We start from the raw sequence: 14,267 nt of genomic DNA, 5'->3' as shown, positions 1-14,267 counted from the left end.
AAATTTGGTGAGGTGTCCGAGTGGCTGAAGGAGCACGCCTGGAAAGTGTGTATACGGCAACGTATCGAGGGTTCGAATCCCTCCCTCACCGCCAAATCTAAAAAAACCGACCTCAGGGTCGGTTTTTTGCTTTCCGGCAAACACCTATGTCGACAAGTGAGCCAGAGCCACGCAGTGGCAGATCATCCACGCTCTCATCCCCCGGTTTGCAAAGCCCTGATGGAACATCACAGCTTTTCATATTGCCAGCACCCGCCCCCTAGCTTGCTTTTGTGATTGCCCCACCCGACAAGCGTTACTTCCTGTCACAACAGGAGCAACAAGATGATTGCAATGCCATCTTATGGCCGCAACACGCCTTCTTTTATGGACGTTACCCAGCGCCCATTAATTGCTCAGCGATTGGATTTCATTTTGAAAAACTGATACTTAAGTAGCTACACTAGCCATTATCAACATGCAGGAACGTGTAAAAGATGAGCTTGATTGGCTTGGTACTGGCGTTGATCGCCATCCTTGGCGGCAACATGATCGAGGGTGGTCATCCCAGTGCACTGCTCGATCTGCCCGCATTTCTTATCGTGATAGGTGGCACCATAGGTGCTGCGCTGACCCAGTTCCCCTTCTCCGTTGTCGGCAGCACCATGAGGCGTTTCAAATGGCTGCTCTCCCCCCTCAAACTCGACCTGCTGGAGCAGGCACAGTTGCTGGAGACCCTGGCAGGCAATGCTCGCCGCAGCGGCATGCTGGCGCTGGAAGGGATGATCGAGGAGATCAAGGATCCCTTCCTGAAGAAAGGGGTGCAGATGATGGTCGATGGCTACGAGAAGAACAAAATCCACGAGGTGCTGGAGAACGAGATCGAATTTGAACAGGAAGATCTCGAACAGACGGTCAAATTCTATGAAGCCATGGGCGGCTACTGCCCGACCATGGGGATCGTCGGAGCGGTATTTGGCCTGATCCACGCCATGGGTCTGCTGGATGCCCCCGACAAGCTGGGCGGCGCCATCGCGGTGGCCTTTATCGCCACCATCTACGGGGTATCCGCAGCCAACCTGATCTTCTTGCCGTTCGGCAACCGCTACAAAGGCTTTGCCCACCAGATCCGCCACTACAAGGAGATGACCCTGACCGGCATTCTCTGCATCGTGGATGGCGAATCCCAGGCACGCCTGCAAGTTACCCTCGAACCTTATCTGGGAGGTCACGGTGGCCAAAAAGAAAAAGGCTGAAGCACCGGAGAACCATGAACGCTGGCTGGTATCCTATGCCGACTTCATGACCCTGCTGTTCGCCCTGTTTGTGGTGCTCTACTCCTTTGCCATGGCCAAACAGTCCGAAACCCGGGTGCTTATCCAGGGCTTTATCGAGTCGCTGGGTAAAATCGGCCTCATCTCCCCGCCTGCCGGCTCCCCCTTGATGCAGGGGGGCACAGGGATTCTCGAGCCAGAATCAAAAACTACGCCGAGCAGCCCGAAAGAGGAGACTGTGCTGGAGAAAGATGCCCCCATGGCGGCATCGGACCCCTTCAACGAGACCATAGGTGCCTCAGAAAAACCGAGCGCCACCGAAGCCTGGCCCCACAAGACCCAGGAGCAGGAGTGGGTGCAGGTGACCAAGCAGAAGCTGGAGCAGCAGCTAAAGGCCCAGATTGAATCGAAGGATCTGGAGGTCGAGCAGCTTGGCAGTCAGCTGGTGATCCGCATCGGCGAGAAGGCGCTGTTTCCCGCCGATTCGGCGTTCCTGCAGCCCCAGTTCATCCCGCTGGTCAACAAGATCGCCGGCATTTTGGCCAACATCCCGGGGCAGGTAGTGGTCACCGGTCATACCGACAACTCCCAAGCGCCGGTGGAGCTCTATCGCAACAACTGGGAGCTCTCGGTGCTGCGAGCCTCCTCCATCGTGCAGACCATGCTGACCAATCCCCAGCTGGATGCCAGACGAGTCATCGCTCAGGGTGTTGCCGACACCCAACCCCGCTTTGCCAATGACACCCCCGAACATCGCCAGGCGAACCGCCGGGTCGATATCACCCTCTCTCAAGGCAAGGCAGCAGAAGAGTCACTGCAACTGCTCAAGCCCTGATCCCCCCGCTCCCGCTTCGCGCGGGAGCCTCTTTTGAAAAAAACAAATAACTCAATAATATCAACACCATAAGATCTTAATGATAATGATTGCCATTTGTTGTCAAGTGGTCAGGCCTCTGCAATAATGCCGCCCCTCAGGCTTAAATAAAAACAATTATCATTATGAACAAACTGCTTCAGGCATGGCCGGCACTCCTGTGTGCCTCCGCTGGCGCGGCCGATCTTCTCCCTGTGGAGAAGGCGCGCAGCGACGACACCATCATTGTCACCGGGCAACGGGTACAACAGAAACTCTCCGATGTCTCCGGCTCCATCACCGTCATCACTCAGGAAGAGCTGGACCGTCAGGTCGCCAGCGAGCTGACCCATGTGTTTCGCAAGATCCCCGGTGTCTCGGTCACCGGCTCTGCCGGGCGACCGCAAAACATCAGCGTGCGCGGCATCGGTGGCAACCGCATCCTGCTGATCAAGGATGGGGTGCGCGTCAGCGACGGCTTTGGCGCCGACAACATCAATGACAAGGTGGGTCGCTTCAACTTCGACCTTGATGACATCAAGCAGATTGAGGTGGCCAAGGGGGCCGGCTCCTCCCTGCATGGCTCTGATGCCATCGGCGGCACCGTGGTGATGAATACCAAGCAGCCGGAAGATTATCTGCAACAGCAAGATAGCTATCTGGCGGCCAAAACCCTCTACGGTGGCGACAGCAACAAGAAGAAGCTCAGCATGACCGGCGCGGTGCGGGCACTGGAGAGCGAACATCTGTTGCGCCTCTCCGGCTGGCGTGGCAACGAAACCGCCAACTTTGAAGAGAACCGCATTCCGGCTGATTTGGATGGCATGAGTGCCTCCACCAGCAGCCGCCTCCCCCTCAATGCCCATCACGCTCTGCGGCTGGAGCTGGACTACTACGAGGATCACGCCAAACGCCAGATGGGGCCCAAAGCGGTGCCCCAACCCGATGGCAGCTGGGACGTGGTCGGTTTTCAGGAAGATGGCGATCAGCGCACCCAGGGCGGCAAGTTCAGCTGGGAAGCCAGCGATCTGGGCATGGTCGATACCCTCAACTGGAGCCTGTTTGGCAACCAGTCACGCAACGAAGCCAACCAGCGCCAGCTGCTGCGCAACGATGCCCTGAGCGGCTATCCCAGATATCGCAGCCAGCGCACCCTCTCCACGTTCGAGGAACTGCGCCTTGGCAGCGAGCTGGAGTTGCAGAGCAAGCTGAGCACCGGCTCGCTGGATCACACCTTCAGCTACGGTGTGGAGCTGGAGCAGGCCAACCATGAGCGACCGGTCAGCAATCTGACCCTGGAAGATGGCATCACCACCCAGGGACAGAAAGCCCCCTTCAGCAAGGCCGAGACCCGCCGCGATGGCATCTGGCTGAGCGATGTGATCGATCTGGGCAACTGGCAGTTTACCCCGACCCTGCGCTTTGACCGCCAGCGCCTGCGCGCACCGGACAGCAATCTGGCCGAGAACCACAGCGATCACATCTCCCCCAGTGTGGCGGCCAGTTACCGCTTCAACGAAACATGGCGCAGCTGGCTCAGCTATGCCAACGGCTTCCGCGCCCCCGCTTACGATCAGGTTTACGGCAACATTCCCCACTACTTTGCCATGCCGCCATTCGAGATCATTGCCAACCCCAACCTCAAGGAGGAGACCAGCCACAGTCTGGAGTGGGGAGTGAATGGCCAAAGCGACAACTGGAGCGTCAAACCGGCCGTTTTCTACAACCGCTACTACAACTTCATCGACTGGCGCCAGACCGGTTTTCGCCTCGATGACGGTGTCTTCCTGCGCCAATATCGCAACGTTGCCAAAGCAGAAACCTGGGGCGCCGAGCTGGCCGCCAGCCTCTGGCTGAGCGACGAGTGGGAGCTTTCGACCAATCTGGCCTGGATGGATGGCAAGGATCACCGCGGTGAGCCGCTGCGCACCCAGACACCGCTGGAAGGCAACACCACCCTGCGCTGGCAACAGCTCGACTGGGGGGTTGAGCTCAGTGGCAACTATGCCGCCGCCATGACCAAGGTGCCACAGTGCGCCAATGCGCAGACTGGCTACAACGGTGCCTGCCAGAGCAGCGCAGGCTGGTTCAGCCTGGACCTCACCGGCGACTGGCAGATCACCGAGGCGCTCAAGGTCAATGCCACCATCGGCAACCTGCTCGATACCCGCTATGTCCGCTATCAGGATGTGGCCGGACTCCCGGCTGGCAGCGACACCTCCCTCTACAGCCAGAGCGGCCGCTACCTGTCAGCCAGCCTCAGCTACCGTTTCGTGGGGATGTGATGACGCATCATGCAATCATGGCGGCCCTGTTGGCCGCCCCGTTGGCGTGGGCGCAAGAGGCCCTGCCACCGCCGATCCCGTCCCAGCCACACCTGATTTCAGGCAATCCCGTACGCCAGGATCCCTACTTCTGGTTGCGGGACGAGAGCCGCAGCAACCCGGCCATTCTCGCCCTGCTCAAGCAGCAAAATCGCTGGAGCGAGCAGCAGCTCGCCGCGCAGCAGCCGCTGGAAGCAACCTTGCGCGCCGAGTTTGCCCGTCATCCGGCGGGGGAATCTGTGCCAGAGAACTGGCTTGTCCGCGGCGATCAGGCATGGCTGCTGCGCCCGGATGGCTCACTCTGGCAACGCCACGGGGGCAAGGTGCAGCAACGGCTTCCCGCCAGAGCGGGTGAGGGCTATTACGAAGCGGGCGGCTGGGCCCTGAGCCCGGATAACCGCACACTGGCCATCGCCGAAGACAGGCGCGGCGATCTCGACTATCAGGTCACCCTGCTCGATCTCCAAAGCGGCAAGGCGCTGGCCAGTTTGGCACAGCGCAGCGCTGATCTCGCCTGGTCACAAGATGGTCGCACCCTCTACACCATCGCCAACGAGCGCGATACCCTGCGCCCCTGGCAGCTGCGCGGCTGGCAGGATGGCCAGGAGCAGACTCTCTATGAGGAGCAGGATCCCGCCTGGCTGCTCAGCCTCTATCGCACCACGGATGGCCAACATCTGGTGTTGCAGGGCAACAACCACGACAGCTCGGAGCAGTACCTGCTCGACTCGGGCAAGCCGCAGCAGATAAAACCCCGCCAGCGCGGGGTGGAATACTATCTGGACAGTCAATCCGGCTGGGTGATCAAGAGCAACCGGGAGGGGGCATTTGCCCTCTACTCAGCCAACACGCCACTCGGTGAGTGGCAGCGCCTCTGGCCCAGCGCCGGGGAGGATCTCGGCGATCCCGAGAAGTGGCGACTGTTTGATCGCCATCTGGTGGTGCAGTTTCGCCAGCAGGGGGAGGATTGGCTCGCCCTGCTCGATCGCAACGGCCATGAACGCCAGCGCCTGCCGCTGGCCAGTGGCGCCGGTACCGGCTGGCTGCAAGGAAAACATGACCCGGCCAGCGACCGCATTCTGGTGCGCAGTCAGGGCTTGAGTCAGCCCCCCGGCCAGCGCTGGCTGGATTTAAACAGCGGCCAGTGGATCAACGACCAGCACACCGCAGGCAATAAAGCATTGCCCTATCAGAGCGAGCGGCGCTGGATCACCTCTGCCGATGGCACCCGGGTACCTGTCTCGCTGGTGTGGCGCAAGGATCTGGCCCCTCGCGCTGTACTGCTCTATGGCTATGGCGCCTATGGCACGCCGATGCGCCCCTACTACCAGAAAGAGCTGTTGAGCCTGCTGGATCGGGGCTTTGTCTACGCCATCGCCCATGTGCGCGGCGGCGGCATGCTGGGGGAGCAGTGGACCCGCGACGGGCGGGGCATCCACAAGCAGAACGGCATCAGCGACTTTATCGCAGCCGGTCACGCCCTGCGCCACTGGTCGCCCGACTCTGCTCCCCTGCCCCTGTTTGCCATGGGGGGCAGCGCGGGGGGCACCCTGGTTGCTGCGGCCCTCAACCAGCAACCGACACTCTTTAGCGGCGCCGTGTTGCAGGTTCCCTTCGTCGATATGCTCGGCACCATGAGCGATCCTGCCCTCCCCTTGACCCGTCAGGAGTACCAAGAGTGGGGCAATCCGGCCAAGCCCGCAGAGTATCAGGCGATGCGTCGCATCAGCCCCTACGACAACCTGCAGCGCGCCCCCTACCCGCCCCTGCTGGTCACTACCGCCCTGCACGACAGCCAGGTGCCCTACTGGGAGCCGGTCAAGTGGCTGGCCCGCCTGCGGGAGCACAGCACGGGCCCCGGCCCCTACCTGCTGCTGACCGAACTGGAGGGAGGCCACCGCGCCGGTGGTGGCGATCGGGCTCGTGAATTTGCCTTCTTGTTGCATCTGGCGGGGATCAATCAATGACCCTGCCGCTGATTGGGAGTACCACTATGAAACCCCTGTTGCCCGCCCTCTTGCTGGGGCTGGCTGGCTTTTCCACTCAGGCCGCCGAACTGCGTTTTGTCGAACAGGACGCCCCGGCCGATACCCGCCTCTGGCTCGAACAGCAGCTCGGCGTCACCCTGAGTGATGCCCCGGCCTATCAGCGCCAAGGCAAGCTGGGCCACTATCTGCATTATCGCCAGCAGCTCAATGGCGCACCGATCGCTGGCCTGATGGCCGCCGTCAGTCTCGATGAGCAGGGTCGCCCGTGGCGCCTTTATCACAATACCCGGCTGATGCAGGCACAGGCGGCGCCATGTGATGAAGCAAGCCGCGCCGGGGTGGATGCCTATACCGCCACGCTGGATGGTACGGTGTGGAAATTCGCTGGCAGTGACGAGGCCCAGCCGTGGTACTGGCAGGATGGCGACACACTGACTGCGGCCTGGCGCCTGCTGGCGGTGGAAAGCCAGCCGGGCAACAGCAAAAGCAGCCACTGGCAACTGTTTGTCACCTGCGATGGCAGCGCCCTGCTGGGGCGCACGCTGCAAGAGGCCAACAGCCGTGCCGAAGCGGCACCGCTGGCAGGGGAAACGGCCACGGTGCAGGCCCGCATCTTTGCCCTCGACCCACGCACCCAGTTGCAAGATGGCAATTTGCTGTGGCGCCACGATCTGGTGCTGGACAACGGGGCCTATCGCACCGTGCCGCTCAGGGTACAAAAGGTGGATGACACCTACCAGCTAAATGGCCCACGCGCCCGGGTCGTGGATGGCACGGCGCCGGAAACTGCCCCCTTTAGCAGCCCTGATGCCGATGGCTTCCAGCTGGATCACCAGCAGCCCGCCTTCCTCGATATCAATGGCTACTACCATCTGGATCTGGCCCAGCGCCATGTGGAATCCCTTGGCTACCCGACACTGATGGGCGGCCCCCTGGCCATCGATACCGATGCCGGGGAGCAGGACAACTCCCTCTATGACCCCTTCCTGCGCCGGTTGGAAATTGGCCGGATAGGGGTACCCGATGCGGAAGATCCCATGGTGATCTGGCACGAGTTTGGCCATGCGGTGCAGCACCATATCCTGCCCGACATGGGAGAAGAGGGTGACTGGGGCGCCATCGGCGAGGGCTTTAGCGACTATCTGGCCGCCAGCTGGCGCCAGCGTAGTCCAGAGGCTCGCCAGTTCGAGCCTTTCATGGTCTTCAACTGGGATGCCAGGATCAGCGGCCGGACGCCCCGTCAGCTCGATGATCTGCGGGCGCGCTATCATCCGGGCTTCCTCTATCCGGCTCACCTCACCATCAACGGCAGCAACGGCGACCAGCTGTGGGGCACCCCGCTCTTCACCGCGCTGCGCCAGGCCGTTGAACAATATGGCGAGGTAGCCCGTGACGAGTTCGATACCCTGCTGATTGAATCCCACTTCGGCCTCGGCCCGCAGGTGCGGATGCCCCAGCTGGCGCGGGTCACCGTGGATACCGCCAACCGCCTCTATCCGGATCGCAGTTATGGCAAGCTGCTGGAGCAGGCCTTCCGCCACCACGCCCTGCTGCCCACGCCCATCGCGGCCCGCCTTGCCGATGACAGCTACCTGTTGCCCGGGGAGAAAAAGAGCCTCGCCATCGAATTGACCAACCAGAGCGGCCGCCCCCTGACCGTGGCTGACGCCAGCTTGCTCCCGACCAAGGGGCTCATGGGTGACGATCACTGGCAGGGAGAGCTCAACGCCGATGGCACCGCCCGCTGGCCCCTGCCGCTGGAAGCGGCGAGCAACTTGACCTGTGGCGAGGCAGTCACCTTGCCGCTGCAGTTCCAGCTCACCCTGCCCAGCCCCACCGAGCGCCAGACCCGCCTTGACCTGCAACTGCCGATCGGTGAACCGCTCTGGCAGCGGGCCATCGGCCAGGGTGGCCAGATCAAGGATGCGGTGAGCGATGAGCGGCACGGCCTGTCCCGCTTCACTCTCGCCCTGCCCGAGAGCAAGGCCCGCATCGACAGCGGATTCGTGGTCGCCCTCGATCTGGAGCACAGCAAGCTGGAGCAGCTGGAGATCTGGCTCACCTCCCCTTACGGTACCCGGATCAGCCTGTGGAACAAGGGTTACGCCAGCCATACCCGGCTCAAGGGGGAGTTCCCCCGTGAACTGGTACCGTTCGAATCACTCGATAAGCTTCACGGCGAACCGCTCTCTGGCCGCTGGCTACTGGAGATCAACGACACCAGCGCCGGTGACACCGGTCAGTTACGCAGCTGGCGGGTCGCCCAGCAAGTCGGCGCCCGCTGTGACAAGGATGAAGCCCTGCCCAACACCGGCATCATTCCCCTTGAGCAGGATGAAGGGGGTGGCGGCACGACTTCCCCCCTGCTGCTGTTGCTGGCCCTCTGGCCCCGCCTCTGGCGCCGGAGCACCCCGCGCCGTTGAATCCTGCACCACGGGGGTTACCGCCCCCGTGTACCTGTGACCGAATCAAGGAATGTGAAGTGAAACCATCCGTACTGGTTATTGCAACCCTCTCAGCCCTGCTCAGCGCCTGTGGCGGCGGGGAAGATAACGCACCACTGGCGATCCCGGACTACCGGGTCGATGTCGCTCTGCCGACCGCCGGTACCCTGTGCGCCGATCTGGATCAGAACTGGCAATGTGATCCTGCCGACCCTGCCGTCAGCGGCGAAGGAGTTGTGGCCCTGGTCAGCCGTTCGGCCAACATCGTCAACTCGCCCCTGCTGTTCGTACCGAGGAGCGGAGGCCTGCTGCTGGCACATCCGGCCGCCAAAGGGGATCCACAACGGCTACAACCGACCCTGCTCAGCACCCTGTGGCAGAGCCGCATTGCCGAAGGGGTGGCCGCCGATCGCGCACTGTCACTGCTGCTGGCCGATCTCGCGCCGCTGCAACCGGGCAGCGACCGAGCAGCCCTCGCAGGTCTCGGCCAGTTTGATCAGGCGCTACAGCAGGTGGCGATCAGCTTGCAGCAACAGGCCCGCACACGCCTTGCCACCGCCAAGGAGACCCAGTTGCTCACCACCAGCTATCGCGCCATCAGCCTGATGCTGGCGCAATTGGCTCAGGAGTGGCAGCGCAACGGCCAGTTTGCCGAAGAGACCCAAAGCGAGCTACTGACCCTGCTGGTGCAACAGCAGCCACGCAACCTGCTGACCGTCACCGGCGTCACCACCTTCAGCGATGGCAACGACCCGCTGCTGGAACAGGAACCCGATGACTATCCGGGACAAGATGCCAGCTGGAATCGCACTCGTCCCCAGCTTGCCTATCGCAAACTCGATGATCGCGGTCAGGTGCTCCCCGACAACGCGCCGAGCTGGCAGTGCGTCAAGGATCTCAATACCGGTCTGGTGTGGGAGGTCAAATCGGACGATCCCTTGAGCCCGGCCTGGAAAAGCAGACCCTTTGCCTATGAGGATGAGCAGTTCAAGGCGACCGCAGGCGAGCAGCAAGCGGCCTACCAGCATATTCATAAGAGGATCGAACAGCTCACCGCCGAAGGAGATCTGGCGGCCCTCGCCCGGGCACAGGCGCTGACCACCATGCTGACCACCCGCGCGTATCAGCAGTGGCTAAATGGCGAGCAGCGCTGCGGCATCAGCCAGTGGCGGCTGCCCACCATGGGTGAACTGATGTCACTGATGCACTACGGTAGCCTGGCCAAGGACCCGCTGGGTCAGCGCATCATCGTGGATACCCGTTACTTCCCGGATATCGCCCCCTCGGAAGATGACACCTACCATGGCTACTACTGGAGCGCCACCAGCAACACAGCTCAGCGCTTCTCCGGTGGCCCCATCAGCAAACGCACAGTCCTGCTCCTGGGAGAAGATGCGGGCACCACCTATCCCGCGCTGGTGCAGCAAGATACCTATATCGAGCTGATGCAAGTACGACTGGTCGCCACTCCCCAATAATCCGAGGAATATCATGAGCCTTTATCGCTTTTCGTTCGCCATGCTGGCACTGCTGGCCCCCCTGGCCCACGGTGCTGCCATTTGTGATGACACCATGGATCGCACCGCCCCCTCTGCCCGTTTTCTTGACCATGGCAACGGCACCGTCACGGATCAACACACCGGCCTCACCTGGATGCGATGCAAACTGGGGCAGACATGGAGTGGCAGCAGTTGCCTGGGTGAACCGACCGTTTACTACTGGCAGCAGGGGCTGCAAGTGGCGGAGCGGATCCGCAGTGACAGCAGCCATGCTCTCTATCACTTCGGCGGTATCAGCCAGTGGCGCCTGCCCGACATCAAGGAGCTGGCGACCCTGGTCGAGCACGCCTGCTACAAGCCCTCTCTCAATGAAGCCATTTTCCCGCGTGCCATGGCGGGGGGCGGTAAAGAGGTCAATGAGGGCTATGTCTATCTGATGAGCAGCACGGTAACCTCCGCCAATGGTCAGCGGGCGTATCTGGATATCACCTCGGGAGACATCGGTCTTCGCTCCATTGGCGCCTACCCGGATCAGGTCTTGTTGGTCGCCAATAAACCCTGACCGCCCCACGCTCGAAACCGGAACGCGATGACAGGAGAGGCTTGAAAGCCTCTCTTTTTATTGCTCTTGCCGCCCCCCTACCTCACCCGCCATCACGCTCTTCTCCCGCCTGTGCCCCCTGCCCGCGATACCGACCTGATCCGGCTTCGCCCGCGGCATTTACCCCTTTCAGGTGATGACGAGGAGCAGCTCTCTGCGCTTTCCAGGCCTTTCTCGCCCGCCATAACCAACAAAAAAGTGCGCTTCTTAACAAAATTTAATTACCGGTTAACCGATTAATAATTAACCCGTAAAAATGACATGTAAATCAGTGCGAAAGTGTCATAATGCGTAACATTATTGTTAAGTCGCTTGATTAATTTGGTTAGGAAAAACCTCTATGTTTGCTGATATTTCTGCTCAACATTGGGCTTTTGCCATTTATGTCATCGGTGCCATCACCATCTGTCTGGTGATGATAGGCCTCGCTGCCCTGCTGGGAGGTCGTGCCTACGGCCGCACCAAGAACAAGCCATTTGAATCTGGTGTCGACTCGGTCGGCAGTGCCCGCCTGCGTTTTTCCGCCAAGTTCTATCTGGTCGCCATGTTCTTCGTCATCTTCGACGTCGAGGCGCTCTACCTGTTTGCCTGGTCTGTCTCCGTGCGGGAGAGCGGCTGGGTCGGCTTTATTGAAGCCACCATTTTCATCGGACTGCTGCTTATCGGCCTGATCTACCTCTGGCGCATCGGCGCACTGGACTGGTCACCGCGCAAACCGCAGCTGAACAACAAAAACAGTGATTGAACCACAGACCCTTTCCTTGAGGTTGCACCATGAAGTACACCCTGACCCGGATTGACCCGGATGCACCCGTTGAGCGCTACCCCCAGGAGCAGCGCCAGACCGTCGATGACCCACTGGCGCAAGAAGCGACGCGCGGCATCATGATGGGCCGCCTCGAGGAGGTGCTGCAAGACACAGTCAACTGGGGCCGCAAAAACTCCCTCTGGCCTTACAACTTCGGCATCTCCTGCTGCTACGTGGAGATGTGTACCGCCTTCACCTCCCCCCACGATGTGGCCCGCTTCGGCGCCGAAGTTATCCGTGCCTCGCCCCGTCAGGCCGATTTCATGGTGATTGCAGGGACCCCCTTCATCAAGATGGCGCCAGTTATCCAGCGCCTGTATGAACAGCTGCTCGAACCCAAGTGGGTGATCTCCATGGGGGCCTGTGCTAACTCCGGCGGCATGTATGACATCTATTCAGTGGTGCAGGGGGTGGACAAGTTCCTGCCGGTCGACGTCTACATTCCGGGTTGCCCGCCCCGTCCCGAAGCCTTTTTGCAAGCCCTGATGCTGCTGCAGGACTCCATCGGCAAAGAGCGCCGCCCCCTCTCCTGGGTGGTGGGCGATCAGGGGATCTACCGTCCCCAGATGCAGGCCGAAAAAGAGCGCAAGCGCGGCGAACGGATCAATGTGACCAACCTGCGCACGCCGGATGAGATCTGACCATGAAACTGACTCGTGATTTTCCCAGCAATTACGCCATGGCCCAGTGGCAGCCCAGCGACCACAAGGATGCCAAAGTCATTGGCGAACTGTTTGCCCACTTCGGGGCCGAGCACTTCACCGTGCAGACCACGCGCACCGGCGTGCCGGTGGTCTGGCTTCCCCGCGAACTGCTGCAGGATGTGATGGGCTTTTTGCGCAAGGTGCCCTCCCCGTTTGTGATGCTGTTTGATCTCAGCGCCACCGATGAGCGGCTGCGCAGCCATCGCGACGGTCTGCCCCAGAGCGATTTCACCGTCTTCTATCACCTCATCTCCATCGACCGTAACGCCGATGTGATGTTGAAAGTGGCGTTGGCCGAAAGTGACCTGCATCTGCCCACCATCACCAACCACTTCCCCAATGCCAACTGGTACGAGCGGGAAGTATGGGATCTGATGGGCATCACCTTCGATGGCCACCCCCATCTGACCCGCATCATGATGCCCAAGAGCTGGCAGGGTCACCCGCTGCGCAAGGATTACCCGGCGCGCGCTACCGAATTCGATCCCTTCATGCTCGATGCCGCCAAACAGGACATGGAGCAGGAGAACCTGCTGTTCAAACCGGAAGAGTGGGGACTGGCCCGCGGCAACGAGAACGAGGACTACATGTTCCTCAACCTCGGCCCCAACCACCCCTCTGCTCACGGCGCCTTCCGCTTGGTGTTGCAGCTCGATGGCGAGGAGATCCGCAACTGCGTGCCCGACATCGGCTACCACCATCGTGGTGCAGAGAAGATGGGCGAGCGCCAGTCCTGGCACAGTTACATCCCCTATACCGACCGGGTCGAGTATCTGGGCGGGGTGATGAACAACCTCCCCTATGTGCTGGCGGTCGAGAAGCTGGCCGGCATCAAGGTGCCGCAGCGGGTCGACATGATCCGGGTGATGATGGCGGAGCTGTTCCGCATCCAGAGCCACCTCTTGTTCCTCGGGACCTATATCCAGGACGTGGGGGCCATGACCCCGGTCTTCTTCACCTTCACCGACCGGCAGAAGATCTACACCATCATCGAAGCGATCACCGGTGCCCGCATGCACCCGGCCTGGTTCCGTATCGGCGGTGTGGCCCACGACTTGCCGAAGGGATGGCAACGGCTGGTGCAGGACAACCTGTTGAGCTGGTTGCCCAAGCGCTTGATGGATTACGAAAAAGCGGCGATGCGCAACAGCATTCTGCGCGGTCGCACCATAGGCGTCTCGGCCTACACCACCGAGCAGGCGTTGTCCTGGGGCACCACGGGGGCCGGATTGCGCGCCACCGGCCTCAACTTCGACATACGCAAGTGGCGCCCCTACTCCGGTTACGATCAGTTCGATTTTGAAGTGCCGGTCGGCAGCAATGGCGATGCCTACGACAGAGCCACCGTGCGGATCGAGGAGATCCGCCAGAGCATGTCGATCATCGAGCAGTGCATGAAGAACATGCCGGAGGGCCCCTTCAAGGCAGATCACCCCCTCACCACCCCGCCGCCCAAAGAGCGCACCCTGCAGCACATCGAGACCCTGATCAACCACTTCCTGCAAGTGTCTTGGGGCCCGGTGATGCCCGCTGCCGAGTCGTTCCAGATGATTGAGGCGACCAAGGGGGTCAACAGTTACTACCTGACCAGTGACGGCTCCACCATGAGCTACCGGACCCGGATCCGCACCCCGAGCTTTGCTCACCTGCAGCAGATCCCCTCGGTGATCAAGGGCAGCATGGTGTCGGACCTCATCGTCTATCTGGGCAGTATCGATTTTGTTATGTCGGATGTGGACCGTTAAGTGATCCGCCCTCCCGGCCATGGCCGGGAATCGGGATCGCCGGACGAG

10 protein-coding genes and 1 tRNA gene are annotated in these 14,267 nt (G+C 61.1%); all 11 read left to right on the top strand.

The window, feature by feature from the left end; genetic code table 11:
* Positions 1–6: 6 nt before the first annotated feature.
* A tRNA-Ser gene (locus tag AB5Y86_RS03970) sits at positions 7–94 on the top strand.
* Positions 95–476: 382 nt separating this feature from the next.
* Entirely contained in the window at positions 477–1,235 is a 759-nt protein-coding gene (locus AB5Y86_RS03965) for a flagellar motor protein (protein ID WP_346214301.1), read from the top strand.
* Positions 1,213–2,088, top strand: coding sequence for a flagellar motor protein MotB (locus AB5Y86_RS03960; protein WP_005351126.1), 876 nt, complete (start codon positions 1,213–1,215; stop codon positions 2,086–2,088). Before AB5Y86_RS03965 ends, AB5Y86_RS03960 begins: the two co-directional genes overlap by 23 nt.
* Before the next feature lie 164 nt (positions 2,089–2,252).
* Positions 2,253–4,391, top strand: a complete 2,139-nt coding sequence (locus tag AB5Y86_RS03955) for a TonB-dependent hemoglobin/transferrin/lactoferrin family receptor (protein WP_368192192.1) — start codon at positions 2,253–2,255, stop codon at positions 4,389–4,391.
* A complete protein-coding gene (locus tag AB5Y86_RS03950; protein WP_368192191.1) occupies positions 4,391–6,397 on the top strand; it encodes a prolyl oligopeptidase family serine peptidase in 2,007 nt (668 codons plus the stop codon). Before AB5Y86_RS03955 ends, AB5Y86_RS03950 begins: the two co-directional genes overlap by 1 nt.
* Entirely contained in the window at positions 6,394–8,841 is a 2,448-nt protein-coding gene (locus AB5Y86_RS03945) for a proprotein convertase P-domain-containing protein (RefSeq protein WP_368192190.1), read from the top strand. The genes AB5Y86_RS03950 and AB5Y86_RS03945 overlap by 4 nt, the downstream gene beginning before the upstream one ends.
* 59 nt (positions 8,842–8,900) lie before the next feature.
* Positions 8,901–10,340 carry a DUF1566 domain-containing protein gene (locus tag AB5Y86_RS03940; RefSeq protein WP_129503893.1) on the top strand — a complete coding sequence of 480 codons (1,440 nt, stop codon included), beginning with the start codon at positions 8,901–8,903 and terminating at the stop codon, positions 10,338–10,340.
* Between the two features lie 13 nt (positions 10,341–10,353).
* On the top strand, positions 10,354–10,923 hold the full coding sequence (locus AB5Y86_RS03935) for a DUF1566 domain-containing protein (RefSeq protein WP_005351118.1): 570 nt from the start codon (positions 10,354–10,356) through the stop codon (positions 10,921–10,923).
* Positions 10,924–11,302: 379 nt separating this feature from the next.
* On the top strand, positions 11,303–11,707 hold the full coding sequence (locus AB5Y86_RS03930; RefSeq protein ID WP_005344919.1) for an NADH-quinone oxidoreductase subunit A: 405 nt from the start codon (positions 11,303–11,305) through the stop codon (positions 11,705–11,707).
* Between the two features lie 29 nt (positions 11,708–11,736).
* The gene (locus AB5Y86_RS03925) at positions 11,737–12,411 is read left to right on the top strand and encodes an NADH-quinone oxidoreductase subunit B family protein (protein WP_005344917.1); all 675 of its coding nucleotides are present in this window, start codon (positions 11,737–11,739) and stop codon (positions 12,409–12,411) included.
* A 2-nt stretch (positions 12,412–12,413) separates the two neighbouring features.
* The gene (nuoC, locus tag AB5Y86_RS03920; RefSeq protein WP_005337234.1) at positions 12,414–14,219 is read left to right on the top strand and encodes an NADH-quinone oxidoreductase subunit C/D; all 1,806 of its coding nucleotides are present in this window, start codon (positions 12,414–12,416) and stop codon (positions 14,217–14,219) included.
* The last annotated feature ends 48 nt before the right edge of the window (positions 14,220–14,267 follow it).

This window comes from Aeromonas sp. s8, from assembly GCF_040907785.1.
Lineage (GTDB): Bacteria > Pseudomonadota > Gammaproteobacteria > Enterobacterales > Aeromonadaceae > Aeromonas > Aeromonas veronii.
This window is presented reverse-complemented; position numbering and strand designations above follow the sequence as displayed.